Source organism: Streptomyces coffeae (assembly GCF_016741875.1).
Lineage (GTDB): Bacteria > Actinomycetota > Actinomycetes > Streptomycetales > Streptomycetaceae > Streptomyces > Streptomyces coffeae.
Map to the genome: position 1 here is coordinate 46,241 of NZ_JAERRF010000005.1, position 13,058 is coordinate 59,298.

12 protein-coding genes are annotated in these 13,058 nt (G+C 70.3%); 4 read left to right on the forward strand and 8 right to left on the reverse strand.

Features of this window, described 5'->3' with window-relative positions; all coding sequences use genetic code 11:
- Window positions 1–3: 3 nt before the first annotated feature.
- Both JK363_RS09495 and JK363_RS09500 read right to left on the reverse strand, forming a co-directional pair.
- Window positions 4–1,209, reverse strand: coding sequence for a hypothetical protein (locus tag JK363_RS09495; protein WP_201873845.1), 1,206 nt, complete (start codon window positions 1,207–1,209; stop codon window positions 4–6).
- Window positions 1,206–2,312, reverse strand: a complete 1,107-nt coding sequence (locus JK363_RS09500) for a hypothetical protein (protein ID WP_201873847.1) — start codon at window positions 2,310–2,312, stop codon at window positions 1,206–1,208. Before JK363_RS09500 ends, JK363_RS09495 begins: the two co-directional genes overlap by 4 nt.
- 106 nt (window positions 2,313–2,418) lie before the next feature.
- On the opposite strand from JK363_RS09500, the gene JK363_RS09505 reads away from it, so the two are divergent.
- Entirely contained in the window at window positions 2,419–2,952 is a 534-nt protein-coding gene (locus tag JK363_RS09505; RefSeq protein WP_201873852.1) for a MepB family protein, read from the forward strand.
- Here JK363_RS09505 and JK363_RS09510 read toward each other — a convergent pair.
- The 6 genes from JK363_RS09510 to JK363_RS09535 form a co-directional block, all read right to left on the reverse strand.
- A complete protein-coding gene (locus tag JK363_RS09510) occupies window positions 2,937–3,602 on the reverse strand; it encodes a helix-turn-helix transcriptional regulator (RefSeq protein ID WP_201873854.1) in 666 nt (221 codons plus the stop codon). The two genes, JK363_RS09505 and JK363_RS09510, sit on opposite strands and share 16 nt — an antisense overlap.
- Window positions 3,599–4,873 carry a threonine synthase gene (locus tag JK363_RS09515; RefSeq protein WP_201873856.1) on the reverse strand — a complete coding sequence of 425 codons (1,275 nt, stop codon included), beginning with the start codon at window positions 4,871–4,873 and terminating at the stop codon, window positions 3,599–3,601. Before JK363_RS09515 ends, JK363_RS09510 begins: the two co-directional genes overlap by 4 nt.
- Window positions 4,821–5,756: an HAD family hydrolase gene (locus JK363_RS09520; RefSeq protein WP_236075655.1), complete on the reverse strand. Its 936-nt coding sequence runs from the start codon at window positions 5,754–5,756 to the stop codon at window positions 4,821–4,823. The genes JK363_RS09515 and JK363_RS09520 overlap by 53 nt, the downstream gene beginning before the upstream one ends.
- Before the next feature lie 161 nt (window positions 5,757–5,917).
- Window positions 5,918–6,799 (reverse strand): phosphatase PAP2 family protein, encoded by an 882-nt coding sequence (locus JK363_RS09525; RefSeq protein WP_201873858.1) that lies wholly within the window; start codon window positions 6,797–6,799, stop codon window positions 5,918–5,920.
- Window positions 6,800–6,914: 115 nt separating this feature from the next.
- Entirely contained in the window at window positions 6,915–7,967 is a 1,053-nt protein-coding gene (locus JK363_RS09530) for a LacI family DNA-binding transcriptional regulator (RefSeq protein ID WP_201873860.1), read from the reverse strand.
- A 25-nt stretch (window positions 7,968–7,992) separates the two neighbouring features.
- Complete coding sequence (locus JK363_RS09535; protein WP_201873862.1) at window positions 7,993–9,654, reverse strand: glycoside hydrolase family 13 protein; 1,662 nt, start codon at window positions 9,652–9,654, stop codon at window positions 7,993–7,995.
- A 253-nt stretch (window positions 9,655–9,907) separates the two neighbouring features.
- On the opposite strand from JK363_RS09535, the gene JK363_RS09540 reads away from it, so the two are divergent.
- The 3 genes from JK363_RS09540 to JK363_RS09550 are packed head-to-tail and all read left to right on the forward strand — an operon-like array spanning window position 9,908 to window position 13,045.
- Window positions 9,908–11,185 (forward strand): extracellular solute-binding protein, encoded by a 1,278-nt coding sequence (locus JK363_RS09540; protein ID WP_201873863.1) that lies wholly within the window; start codon window positions 9,908–9,910, stop codon window positions 11,183–11,185.
- A 13-nt stretch (window positions 11,186–11,198) separates the two neighbouring features.
- On the forward strand, window positions 11,199–12,212 hold the full coding sequence (locus JK363_RS09545) for a carbohydrate ABC transporter permease (RefSeq protein ID WP_201873865.1): 1,014 nt from the start codon (window positions 11,199–11,201) through the stop codon (window positions 12,210–12,212).
- Window positions 12,213–12,214: 2 nt separating this feature from the next.
- Window positions 12,215–13,045 carry a sugar ABC transporter permease gene (locus JK363_RS09550; RefSeq protein ID WP_201873867.1) on the forward strand — a complete coding sequence of 277 codons (831 nt, stop codon included), beginning with the start codon at window positions 12,215–12,217 and terminating at the stop codon, window positions 13,043–13,045.
- Window positions 13,046–13,058 lie beyond the last annotated feature (13 nt).

A 13,058-nucleotide genomic window follows, 5' to 3' on the forward strand; every position in this document is an offset into this window, starting at 1 on the left:
ATGTCACGCGGGCAGCTTGATCCGCAGCGGACCGCAGCCGATGCGGTCCGCTTCGGCCGCCGCGTAGCGGGGGAGCAGCTTGCGGATGTCGTCGGGGTGCCGTCCGTCGTCGGCACGCACCAGGAAGGTGACCTCACCGGTCTGGCACTTGGCCTGGAACAGTCCGAAGTCGGGGCCGATGAAGCCGTATCCGTCCCGGTCACCGGGTGTAGTGATCCGCTCGCCGTTTTCGAGGGAGAGCCGCTGGTAGAGCACCGAGAGCCGGGGGTCCTCGACGGTCATCAGCCGCAGCGAGGGGTGGTCGAACAGCACATCGCGGTCACAGGTGCGCACCGGGCCTCCGCCCCGGGTCATCAGAGGGGGTTCGTGCTCGTAGACATCATGACGGCCCTTGGGGAGGCTCAGCCCCTCGATACCGCAGATCGCACCGGGCTTCTCGGCCTGGAAGCGGGGCGGGTCCGGCATCCGGTCCCCCGGGTCGGCGAGGGTGCCCTTGCACCCCAGGTCGGCCATGCGGTGGTTGATCAGCCGGACCGCGGTCCGGGCGAGCAGGTCGCGTTCCGCGGTGTCCACCCGGTCCTCGTAGTCCGTCCAGCCGGTGTCGATGTCGATCACCTGTGGGCCGTCGTTCCTGGGCGGTCGGCCGAAGCAGCCGTCCGGCACCGCGAGCCAGGCGCGGGTGTCGGAGGCCATGCCCAGCAGCCCACCGCCCATCGGGGTCATCCGCGCGGACAGGAACTCGTCGGCCCACTGGTCGGCCGCGCCCCCGAAGCGGGGGTCGAGCTGATGGGCCCGGATCGTGACCTGGGCGCCGCGGGGCGACTTGAGGACGCAGGTGCCGGTCGAGCCGTCGCTGCCGATGCGATCGGAGGTGATGGGGGTGTCAGAGGCGTCGATGTCGGTGTGGCCGTGGAACAGTTCCGCCACGTCGTCCGTGTCGAGCGCGCCCCAGCAGGCGCGGGAGTCCGCGAACGGGCCCGCTCCGGTCTGCCAGGCCACGCCCGTGCCGCCGAGCAGTGCCCCGGCCACGGCGGCTGCCAACGCGGGCCGCCACCGGCCGCGGGTCAGCCGCCGCCAGTGCCACCAGGGCTGCCGCTGCTTGGGCAGCCATGAGGGCAGATCCGCCGCGGGCTCGCGCCCGGTGTCCTTCCGCTCGGTGTCGTTCCGGTCGTTGTCGTCGGTGTGCTCGGTGCGCTCGGTGTCGGTCATCGGTCGGAACCTCCCGGTGCGACGGGCGCACAGCCGACGCGTCCGGTCACGGCGTTGGTGAAAGCGGTGAAGTACGGCGTGTTCTCGCGCTGGGACGGGCTGAGCATCAGCAGGGTCATGGGCCGTCCCGCGCAGTCGGCCCGTACCACCTTGTAGCCGTCGGCGAAGACCCCGGTGCCGCGCCAGCCGTGCGCGGCCGCCTTGGTGCCCGTCGTTCCGTCGAACAGCACGGAGAGCCGTGGTTCGGAGACCATCAGGGCGTCGAAGATCCGGGCCTCGTCCCGTCCGGTGGTCGACACCGAACAGGACTGGAGGTTCCGGCCGACCGTACCGACCTGGTACGCGAGGTCCCTCGCGGACTCTTGGTCGAACTCCATGCCCCTGATCCGGCAGGCGCGTTCGAAGTAGGTCTCCCGATCCTCGGGCAGGTTGATCACCGGGGACGTGATGCTCAGGGGCTTCGCGGGGGCACAACCCGTCTTCTCCATTGCCCGGTTGGCGATGGAGACCATCAGTTCGGCCGCCGAGCGGGAGCCGCCGAGTCCCGCGGTGCCCGGGTAGGAGCGGTCGCCCGAGTAACTGGTGGCGGTGGCGTCGAGGGTCACCGCGGTCGGCCGTCCGTCGCGGGTGTCGCAGCGCTTGGGCAGGACCAGCAGTCCGTGGCCGCCATCGGTGGCACCCGGCAGCCCGTCGGGCAGCGGCACCGCGCGCCCGCCGAGGTAGTCGTTGATCCACTCCATGCGCCGTGCGGCGCCCCGGGGCGCGGGTCCGTAGTCGACGACGACCCTGGTGTCCTCGGAGGCGCGGGAGCCGTCGTAATCGTCGTCGTCAGTGGTGTGGATCGCCACGGTGCACCGGCCGGTGGTCCGCCGCGGGCCGAGCGCGGTCTCGGTGGCGGTACGGCTGCCCTCGCCGCCGGCGAACGCCTCGTCGCCCAGGAACTCCGGACCGCTGTCCTCCTCCCAAGCGCCCCAGCAGTACCGGTCCTTGGCCTCGAACGGCCAGGTGTCCGTGGCCCAGGTGCCGACCCCGGCGGCGGCCAGCAGCACCGTCAAGGCGCCCGCGACCGCGAGTCCGCGGCGTGTGCGCGGAAACCCCTTCATGATCCCTCCCCGTTTCCCCGTTCCCCGTGTGGCGGCCGATCCAATCACAAGCCGCGGCGGAGCCCGGAGGACGGGGGTGTCGGTGGCGGATGACATTCTGGCGTGCATGGGAACAGAAGCGGCATGGTGCGGGCCGGTGCACGGCGACCTTCTCGCGGCGAAGGCCCTGGTGTACGACGTCTGCGGCTTCGCCTGCACGGAGCCGGTGCCGGAGGCGGAGAGCGCCGAGTACGCGGCCTGCGCCTTCGAGGTGGACGGTCTGGCCGTCCGCTTCCGGGTGGCCAAGACGACCCCCACAAAGACCGGCCAGTTCGTCACGGTGTGGCAGCGCTCCGAGCAGGGGCCGATCCGGCCGTTCGACGCGGGGGACGCGGTGGACCTCTTTGTGATCAGCTCACGCGAGGGCGACCGCTTCGGGCAGTTCGTGTTCTCGTGCGAGGTGCTCCGCAAGCGGGGGATCGTCTCGACGGACGGCACCGGCGGGAAGCGGGCTTTCCGGGTCTATCCGCCGTGGGCCGAGACCACCAGCCGTCAGGCCCGTGCCACCCAGGCGTGGCAGCTGGAGCACTTCCTCGACATCCCCGCGGCGGGGCCGGTCGACACCGCTCGTACGCGGACGCTCTATCAGCCCCGCAAGTAGTTGTAGACGGTGGCCCGGGAGACCCCGAGCAGTTCGGTGACCACCTGGACGGAGTGCTTCATCTCCAGGAAGCCGCGCGTCCGCACCAAGCGGACCAGCTCCTTCTTGGCGGGGGTGCCCAGGCTGCGCGGGGTCTGGCCGCGGGCGGCGGCGAACTCCTCGACGACGGTGCGCAGCTCGGCGGCGGTACGGGCGCGGAGGGTCTCGGTGAGGGGCTGTTCCTGTTCCTCGGTGCGCACCAGATTGGTGAGGCTGCGGGCCACGCTGGCGAACAGGGAGACATCGAGGTTGAGACAGATCGCGGCCACATAGCTGCCCGCGCTGTTCTTGATGCCGATCGAGGTGCTCTTGGCCGGGCGGCCGTCGGGGAAGGCGTTGGCGTAGTTCTGGACGATGCCGGGGAAGTCGGGGTCCTCGATCCGGGCGAGGCCCAGTTCGGTGGCGGGATCGCCGACCGAGCGGCCGGAGAGATTGCTCTCGATCGCGCGGATGGCCCGGTCCGGCCGGCGCAGATCGTGCAGGACCACCTCGCACAGCCCGGGAAACATCCGGCCGATGGCGGTCACGATCTTCTCGGCCTCGCGCAGCAGCAGTTCGTCCTCGGCGGTCCCCTCCGGCCGTCGCTCCGGGGGCCGTTGGTGTGCGGTCATCGTGGTGCACCGCCCGTACCGTCCTCCGGGGCGAAGAGCGCCGCCATCGTGGTGGCCGCCTTCAGCCCCGAGCCGGTGAGCACCACGGCCGTGGTCTCCCCGGGGCGGATCGCGCCCCGCGCCCGGAAGACATCGATGGCCGCGGCCGCGGTCGCGCTCGTGGGCTCGGTGTACAGGCCCATCGCGGCCAGCCGGCGCACGGCCGCGGCGATGTCCTCCTCGGGGATGGCGGCCATATCGCCCTCCGAGCGGCGGATCGCGCGCAGCACCTCCGCATGGCGGACCGGCTCCTGGATGGCCGTGCCTTCGGCGATGGTCGGGGCATGCTGGAACGGAACGGGTGTCTCGGTGCCCGCCGCGAAGCTCGCCTGGAGCGGGGCGCAGTGGGCGGGCTGGGCGACCAGCAGCCTCGGGCGGCGGCTGATCTGGCCCGCCGCCAGCAGTTCGGAGAAGCCGAGGTCGCAGCCGAGGACGGTGCTGCCCGCCCCGGCCACCGTCACCACGCTGTCGGGTGCGGTGCACCCCAGGTCCTCCCACAGCTCGTAGGCGAGCGTTTTGACGCCCTGGAGGAAGAACGGATGCCAGTTGTGGCCGGCGTAGGAGGTGTGCTCCGACTGGCGCAGCGCCTCGGCCGCGGTGGCGTCCCGGTCGCCCGGCACCACCTGGACCTCGGCGCCGTAGGCCCGGCTCTGGAGGATCTTCGCCGGGGAGGTGCCCTCGGGGACGAGGATCCTGGCCCGGATCCCGGCCGCGGCGCAGTACGCCGACACCGAGGAACCGCCGTTGCCGGAGCTGTCCTCGATGACCTCGCGGACCCCGCGCTGGTGCAGCAGCGAAATCATCACGCTGGTACCGCGGTCCTTGAAGCTGCCGGTGGGGCTGAACCACTCCAGCTTGAAGTGGACCCGATCCCCGCCCCAGTCCTTCTCCACCAGCGGGGTGCACCCTTCTCCGAGGGACACCGGGGCGTCGAAGCGCACCGGGAGGGCCGCCCGGTAGCGCCACAGCGAACGGTCCCCGGTGTCCACCTGCTCGCGGGTGGTACCGGGCAGCGGGGAGACGGTGAGCGGAGCGCCGTCGTCGCCGCGCCAGCGCGGATCGTCCAGGGGGTACGTGGCGCCGGAGCGCTCGTCGACGTAGTGGGGTTCTGCGGAATCGGATGCGGTGTGCACCTTAGATATTCTGTTCAGATCTAGACTGCTCGTCAATGGGGCCCGCTCAAGACCGGGGGAACAGCCGTTCCAGCACCACCGCGACCCCGTCCTCGTCATGGCCGGGTGCCCGCTCGTCGGCCACCGCGACCAGATCCGGATGGGCATTGCCCATCGCGACCCCGAAACCGGCCCAGTTCAGCATCGGGATGTCATTGGGCATATCGCCGAAGGCGATGGTGTCCGCAGGGGTGAACCCCATCCGGTCCGCGGCCAGTTGCAGCCCCACGGCCTTGTCGGTGCCCGCGGGCAGCACCTCGATCATCCCCTTCTCGGAGTGGGTGACCGCCACCTCGCCCCCGCCCATCCGCTCCGCCGTCGCCGCGACCAGCCCGTCCGGCAGCTCCCGATGGCGCATCAGCACCTTCTCGATCGGCCCGGACCACAGCTCCTCCCGGTCCTCGACCACTCCCCACCCGGGGCGTATCCGGTCGGCGAACCGCGGGGTCACCACACAGCGGTTCTCGGGGGCCGCGGTGACCACCGCCAGCTCCAGCGGCCCCGCGTTCAGCGCCTCCTCCGTACGCTCCACCACCGAGCGGGCCCGCTCCCGGTCCAGCGCCGCGGAGACCAGCAGCCGGTCGGCGGAGGCGTCGTACAACTGCGCGCCCTGTCCGCACACCGCGAGCCCCCGGTAGCCGATCGCGACCAGGAACTCCCGGCAGGACGCGGCCGGGCGTCCGGTGACCACCAGATGCCGCGCCCCGCGGTGCCGCGCCAGGGCGAGCGCGTCACGGGTGCGCGCCGAGACCGTCAGATCACTGCGCAGCAGCGTTCCGTCGAGATCGGTGGCCACCAGCGGGAAGCGCGGTGGCGCGGTGCGCGGCCGGGGGAGGATGCGGGCCGCCCCGGAGGCTGTTGTGGGGGCGGTGTCGGGCATGGCGGCTGAAGCGGCGGCGTCGGCGGTGTGCACGGTGCCGGTGGTCCCTTTCGTCACGCTCATCGTGCTCGGTCCGCGGCGGAGGGCACGCAGGCCGCGCACGCCACATCGAGCCCCTGAACTCGGTGGAAAACGGCACCAGAATGGCGGGCCGGAAAGAGACGATCAAACCGTGCAGGCAGTGGCGATCACACCGCACGACAGCGGGCCCGGGACCGGACCCTTCAGGCCGTCCGCAGCTCGCCCTCGCGCTCGGCGGTCGCCACCCGCCGTCCGCTCACCTGCTTGGGCAGCCGGGCGGGTGTGGTGCCGTACCAGACGTAGGACAGCCAGAAGCCGACGGACAGACAGATGACACCGCCGACCGCGTCCATCCAGAAGTGGTTGGCCGTCGCCACGATCACCAGCAGGGTGGCCGTCGGATAGAGCAGCCCCAGCGCCTTCACCCACACCGGCCGGGCCAGCGTGGCGATGGCGATCCCGCACCACAGCGACCAGCCGATGTGCATCGAGGGCATCGCCGCGTACTGGTTCGACATCGTGGCCAGGTTCCCCGAGGCCATCGACCCCCAGGTGTGGTGCACCACCACGGTGTCGATGAAGTGGCCGCCGCTCATCAGCCGGGGCGGGGCCAGCGGGAAGAAGTAGTAGCCGAGCAGCGCCACGCCCGTGGTGGCGAACAGCACCAGCCGGATGGCGGCATAGCGGCCCGGGTGCCAGTGGTAGAGCCACACCAGCACACAGATCGTCACGATGAAGTGCAGCGTGGCGTAGTAGTAGTTCATGCCCACGATCAGCCAGCTGATCGAGTCGATCGCGTGGTTGACGCCGTGCTCGAAGGACATGCCGAGCCGGTGCTCCCACTGCCAGATCCAGCCCGCGTTGCGCAGCGCCTCGGACTTCTGCTCCGGAACCGCGTTGCGGATGAGGGAGTACGTCCAGTAGCTGACGGCGATCAGGACGATCTCGAACCAGAGCCGCGGTCTGCGGGGGGTGCGCAACCGGGACATCAGCGTGGTGCGCCCCGCCGGGCACGCTCCGGTCGCCGCGATGGGTGACGGGGTGGCCGTCCGGCCCTCCGCGGTCCTCACAGTGGCTTCACCCATAGGGCAACAGTCTGCCAGACGAGGCCCACCGGCAGTTCATCCCCGAAACGGTTCCCGGTCGCATATGTACCGGTCCGGGGGGTACTTCATGCGGCGTACGACGCCATACGTCCGGCTATGTCGTCCGCTCGGCGGCGCCGGTCCGCGCCGGATGGCCGTGGGCCGAGGCGGTCGAGCCGCGGACGACCAGCTCGGGCAGGAAGACGAACTCGCTGGGCGGGGCCGGGGTGCCGCCGATCTCCTCCAGCAGCGCCCGCACCGCCGCCTGCCCCATCGACTGCACCGGTTTGCGGATGGTGGTCAGCGGCGGATCGGTGAAGGCGATCAGCGGGGAGTCGTCGAAGCCGACCACCGAGATGTCCTGAGGGACCCCCAGCCCCCGCTGCCGGGCGGCCCGTATGGCCCCCAGCGCCATCATGTCGCTTGCGCACACCACCGCCGTACAGCCCCGGTCGATCAGCGCGGACGCCGCCGCCTGACCGCCTTCCAGGGTGAACAGCGAATGCTGGATCAGCTCCGCCGACTCCTCCGGCCCGACCCCCAGCCGGTCCCGCATGGCCTGCTGGAAACCCTCGATCTTGCGCAGCACGGGGACGAACCGCTTGGGCCCCAGCGCCAGTCCGATCCGGGTGTGGCCGAGCGAGACCAGATGGGTGACGGCCAGCAGCATCGCCGCCCGGTCGTCGGGGGAGATGAACGGCGCCCGCACCGCCGGTGCGTAACCGTCCACCAGCACGAACGGAACACCCTGGCCGCGCAGCTGGTCATAGCGGTGCATATCGGCCGAGGTGTCCGCGTGCAGCCCGGAGACGAAGATGATCCCGGCCACCCCGCGGTCCACCAGCATCTCGGTGAGCTCGTCCTCCGTCGAGCCGCCGGGGGTCTGGGTGGCCAGCACCGGGGTGTAGCCCTGACGGGTCAGCGCCTGCCCGATCACCTGGGCGAGCGCGGGGAATATCGGGTTCTCCAGCTCGGGCGTGATCAGTCCCACCAGACCGGCGCTGCGCCGGCGCAGCCGCACCGGGCGCTCGTAGCCGAGGACGTCCAGGGCGGCGAGGACGGACTCGCGGGTGGCCGCGGCCACCCCCGGCCTGCCATTGAGGACGCGGCTGACGGTGGCTTCGCTGACCCCCGCCTGGGCTGCGATGTCAGCGAGCCGTGCGGTCATGGGATTGGACTGTACCGGTCGCATGTCAGATTGCCCACCACGCGCAGCAGTCAGGAGGAATGCGGACCGTAGCGGCACGGTACGCAAGCGGCGCGGAGGACAGCAGCGCGCGCCCCGGAACGGGAAGTTCGACCTCCTCCCCGAGGGTGTTCAGGGTGCACACCAACCCCGGGCGCGACAGCGCCAGCACCCCCGACGGGGCGGTGAGCCAGGTCATCCGTCCGTCGCCGAGGCCCGGCAGCTCCCGGCGGAGCGCGAGTGCCGAGCGGTACAGCTCCAGCGTAGAACCCGGGTCGCCGGTCTGCGCCTCGACCGAGAGCCCGGCCCACTCGACGGGCTGCGGCAGCCAGCTGCCGCCGGAGCCGAAGCCGTAGCTGCTGCCCGAGCGGGACCAGGGCAACGGCACCCGGCAGCCGTCGCGGAAGCCGTCCTGACCGTCCTGGCCGTCCTGCCCGTCGGCGGAGGTCCGGAAGAACGCCGGGTCCTGCCGGCACTCGTCCGGCAGCTCGACGACCTCGGGAAGGCCCAGCTCCTCGCCCTGGTAGAGATAGACCGAACCGGGCAGCGCCAGGGTGAGCAGGGCCGCCGCGCGGGCCCGGCGCAAGCCCTGGGCCGGGCTGCCGTCGGCGTAGCGGGTGGTGTGCCGGACCACATCGTGGTTGGAGAGCACCCAGGTGGTGGGGGCACCCACGGACGCGGTCGCGGCCAGCGACTCGTCGATCACCGTGCGCATCGCCTCCGCGTCCCAGGGGCACTTGAGGAACTGGAAGTTGAACGCCTGGTGCAGTTCGTCGGGGCGGACGTACAGCGCCAGCCGCTCGGGACTGGGCGCCCATGCCTCGGCGACCCCGACCCGCTCACCGGGGTAGGAGTCCAGCAGCCGCCGCCAGGAGCGGTGGATCTCGTGCACCCCGTCCTGGTCGAAGAACGGCAGCACCTGGGAGCCGATCAGCTTGGCCTGTTCGGTACGGCCGATATCGGGCATCCCGGCCGCCTTGACCATGCCGTGGGCGACATCGATACGGAAGCCGTCCACACCCAGATCCAGCCAGAAGCGCAGCACCGAGTCGAACTCCATGCGCACCTCGGCACAGTCCCAGTTGAGGTCGGGCTGCTCGGGGGCGAAGAGGTGGAGATACCACTCGCCCGGGGTGCCGTCCGCATCGGTGGTACGGGTCCAGGCGGGGCCGCCGAAGACCGACTCCCAGTCGTTGGGCGGCAGTTGGCCGTCCGCGCCCCGGCCGGGGCGGAAGTGGTAACGCGCGCGGGCCGCCCCGCCGGGCCGGTCGGCGAGCGCGTCCCGGAACCAGGGGTGCTGGTCGGAGGTGTGGTTGGGCACCACATCCACGATCACTCTCAGCCCCAGCTCATGGGCGGTGCGCACCAGGTCGTCGGCGTCGGCGAGGGTGCCGAAGAGGGGGTCGACGGCGCGGTAGTCCGCCACGTCGTAGCCGCCGTCGGCCTGCGGCGAGGCGTAGAAAGGGGTCAGCCAGACGGCGTCCGCGCCCAGCCGGGCGAGGTGCGGCAGCCGCTCGCGGGCTCCGCGCAGATCACCGATGCCGTCGCCGTCGCTGTCGGCGAAGGACCGCACATACACCTGGTAGATGACGGCGTCGCGCCACCAGCCGGGCCCCCCGGACGGTCGCGCGCTGTCGGCCTGGAGGGAGGTCGTGAGCTCCTGGGTCATACCGGCGAACGTAACAGCTCTGCAATGCCTTGCGGAAGAGATTGCAGGGAGTGGCGGGGACCCAAGAATGCGCTCCGGCGCGTGTTCACCGCGCTCACCGGGCGAGGGCAGCGCACGGCTGGGACACGCGGACGTAACGAATCCGGGTGCCTTGCAGAAAGTTCCCGCAAGGTCTTTCGAGTTTCTTGCAGCCCTGTTACGTTCCTCGGCAACCCGGGGCCGCGATGACGCGGCCGGTCTTGGAGGAATTCAGATGCGACGTGGCATAGCGGCCACTGCGCTCGTCGCGGCCATGGCGCTCGCGGCGACCGCATGCGGTGGCGACGACGGTGACAACGGCGGCGGAAAGCCGGGCGGCAAGCTCTCCGGCAGCGTGACCTACTGGGACACCTCGAACGATGCCGAGAAGGGCACCTACAAGAAGCTCGCCCTCGGCTTCCAGAAGGAGCACCCCGGCGTCAAGGTCAACTACGTCAACGTCCCCTTCGGGGAGGCCCTGGCCAAGTTCAAGAACGCCGCGGGCTCCGGCGGCTCCGGCGCCCCCGATGTCCTGCGCACCGAGGTCGCCTGGACCCATGACCTGGCGAACATCGGCTATCTCGCCCCGCTGGACGGCACCGCCGCCCTCGACAACGCGTCCGACTATCTGCCCAAGGCTGCCGCCGGTACCAAGTTCAAGGGCAAGACCTACGCGGTGCCGCAGGTCATCGACACCCTCGGCCTCTTCTACAACAAGAAGATGCTGGCGGACGCCGGGGTCGAGCCGCCCAAGAGCTGGACCGAGCTCAAGGCCGCCGCCAAGAAGATCAAGAAGAAGACCGGCAAGACCGGTCTGTATCTGCGCGGCGACGACGCCTACTGGTACCTGCCCTTCATCTACGGCGAGGGCGGGGACCTGCTCGACACCAAGGCCAAGAAGGTCACCGTCGACGACAAACCGGGGGTCAAGGCGTTCGCCGCCGCCCGGGACCTGGTCACCTCGGGAGCGGCGGAGACCGACGCCACCGACGGCTGGGACAACATGCAGAACGCCATCAAGAACGGCGACGTCGCGATGACGATCAACGGGCCGTGGGCGATCGAGGACACCCTCGCGGGCAAGGCGTTCAAGGACAAGTCCAACCTCGGCGTGGTCCCGGTCCCGGCCGGAGGCGCCGGCCAGGGTGCCCCGCAGGGCGGCCAGAACCTCACCGTCTACGCGGGCTCCAAGAACCTGGACGCCTCCTACGCCTTCGCCGCGTACATGAGCTCGGCCGACGTGCAGGCCAAGACCACCGAGGAACTCAGCCTGCTGCCCACCCGCACCTCCGTCTACCGGAACAAGAAGGTCGCGGCGAACGCCAATGTGAAGTTCTTCAAGGCCGCGGTGGACAAGGCCGTCGAGCGCCCCTGGATCCCCGAGGGCAACAGCCTCTTCCAGGCGATCCTGGTGCAGTTCCCGGGCGTCCTGACCGGCAAGACCTCTCCCGAGAAGGCCGCGAACTCCGTCGGCGACGCCTACCGCAAGCTCCTCAAGGGCGACTGGAAGTAAGGACCGGCGAACGATGGCTGTCGACACCAGCCGGTCGGCGCATCCGGCCGCGGGCGCCAAGAGCACCCGCGGCCGGGTCCGCCGGACCGGGGACAAACCACCCGGCCGGATCCGCGCCGTGCTGACCCGGCACTGGTACGCCTGGGCCATGGTCGCGCCCGTTGTGATCGTCATCGGGCTGATCATCGGCTATCCGCTGGTCCGCGGCGTCTATCTGTCGCTGACCGACGCCAATGAGGCCAATGTCGAGCGCACCATCGGGGTCAACCACATCCCCGCCACCTACCAGACGGTCGGCCTCGACAACTTCCAAGCCATTCTGGAGGACCCGGTCTTCTGGGACCGGCTGAGCTGGACGGCCACCTGGACCCTCTCCTGTGTCGCTGTCACCTTCGCGCTCGGCCTCGGCCTCGCCATCCTGCTCAACCGCCGGTTCGCGGGCCGCACCGTCTACCGGTCGCTGCTGATCCTGCCCTGGGCGGTGCCCGCCTTCGTCTCCGTCTTCGCCTGGCGGCTGCTCTACAACGAGAAGAACGGCATCCTCAACAAGGTGCTGGAGGGCGGCGGCATCGACGCGGTGCCCTGGCTGAATGACCCCACCCTGGCCAAGGTCTCGGTGATCGCCGTGAACATCTGGCTCGGGGTGCCGTTCATGCTGGTCGCCCTGCTCGGCGGACTCCAGTCCATCCCCGGTGAGCTCTACGAGGCCGCCGAGATGGACGGCGCGAGCCCCTGGCAGCGGTTCCGCCACATCACCCTGCCCGGACTGCGCTCGGTCAGCTCCACCGTGATCCTGCTCTCCACCATCTGGACGTTCAACATGTTCGCGGTGATCTACCTGCTCACCCGCGGCGGACCGGGGGACAGCACCGAGATCCTGGTGACCTACGCCTACCGGCTCTCGTTCGTCAACAGTCCCCGTGACTTCGCGGGCGCCTCCTCCTGGGGCGTGCTGATCCTGATCATCCTCATGCTCTTCGCGGTGGTCTACCGCCGTTCGCTCCGCAAGCAGGGAGAGGTCTGGTAGCCATGCGCGACCGCCGCCGCAGCCCGCTCGCCTCCGTCGGGCTGCACACCACCCTGGTCATCGCCTCCGCCGTGGCGGTCTTCCCGCCGCTGTGGCTGCTGGTGACCTCGTTCAAGCCGAAGAGCGAGGCGTTCAGCACCGATGTGGTGAAGAACCCCACCCTCGCCAACTACGCACACGTCCTGAACGACACCGAGTTCCTCACCTGGTTCGGCAACTCGCTGTTCATCGTGGTCTTCACCACGATCCTGGGCGTCTTCATCGCGGCCACCACCGGCTACGCCGTCAGCCGCTTCCGGTTCCCCGGTATGCGCCCGCTGATGTGGCTGCTGCTGATCACCCAGATGTTCCCGGTGGCCATCCTCATCGTGCCGCTGTACAACATCATGTCGACGCTGGGCTGGCTCAACCAGCCGATCTCGCTGATCGTCACCTACCTCACCGTGGCCGTGCCGTTCTGCGCCTGGATGATGAAGGGCTTCTTCGACACCATCCCGGTGGAGATCGACGAATCGGGCCGGGTCGACGGTCTCAACCCCTTCGGCACCTTCTGGCGGCTGGTCGTCCCGCTGGCCAAGCCCGGCCTCGCGGTCACCGCCTTCTACACCTTCATCACCGCCTGGGCCGAAGTCGCCTATGCCTCCGCCTTCATGACGGGCGAGAAGAACCTCACCCTCGCCGCGGGGCTCCAGACCTTCGTCAACCAGTACACCTCGGACTGGGGCTCGATGACCGCAGCCGCCGTCATGATCGCCATCCCGGCCGCCCTGGTGTTCTCGTGGGCCCAGCGCCATCTGGTGGCCGGTCTGACCGCCGGTGCCACCAAGTCCTGACCCCGCGCGACCC

Excerpts from the sequence above, each read along its gene's own strand:
- JK363_RS09495 (WP_201873845.1), bottom strand. The coding sequence starts at position 1,209 with ATGACCGACACCGAGCGCACCGAGCACACCGACGACAACGACCGGAAC.
- JK363_RS09500 (WP_201873847.1), bottom strand. The coding sequence starts at position 2,312 with ATGAAGGGGTTTCCGCGCACACGCCGCGGACTCGCGGTCGCGGGCGCC.
- JK363_RS09505 (WP_201873852.1), top strand. The coding sequence starts at position 2,419 with ATGGGAACAGAAGCGGCATGGTGCGGGCCGGTGCACGGCGACCTTCTC.
- JK363_RS09510 (WP_201873854.1), bottom strand. The coding sequence starts at position 3,602 with ATGACCGCACACCAACGGCCCCCGGAGCGACGGCCGGAGGGGACCGCC.
- JK363_RS09515 (WP_201873856.1), bottom strand. The coding sequence starts at position 4,873 with ATGACGAGGACGGGGTCGCGGTGGTGCTGGAACGGCTGTTCCCCCGGT.
- JK363_RS09520 (WP_236075655.1), bottom strand. The coding sequence starts at position 5,756 with ATGAGCGTGACGAAAGGGACCACCGGCACCGTGCACACCGCCGACGCC.
- JK363_RS09525 (WP_201873858.1), bottom strand. The coding sequence starts at position 6,799 with ATGGGTGAAGCCACTGTGAGGACCGCGGAGGGCCGGACGGCCACCCCG.
- JK363_RS09530 (WP_201873860.1), bottom strand. The coding sequence starts at position 7,967 with ATGACCGCACGGCTCGCTGACATCGCAGCCCAGGCGGGGGTCAGCGAA.
- JK363_RS09535 (WP_201873862.1), bottom strand. The coding sequence starts at position 9,654 with ATGACCCAGGAGCTCACGACCTCCCTCCAGGCCGACAGCGCGCGACCG.
- JK363_RS09540 (WP_201873863.1), top strand. The coding sequence starts at position 9,908 with ATGCGACGTGGCATAGCGGCCACTGCGCTCGTCGCGGCCATGGCGCTC.
- JK363_RS09545 (WP_201873865.1), top strand. The coding sequence starts at position 11,199 with ATGGCTGTCGACACCAGCCGGTCGGCGCATCCGGCCGCGGGCGCCAAG.
- JK363_RS09550 (WP_201873867.1), top strand. The coding sequence starts at position 12,215 with ATGCGCGACCGCCGCCGCAGCCCGCTCGCCTCCGTCGGGCTGCACACC.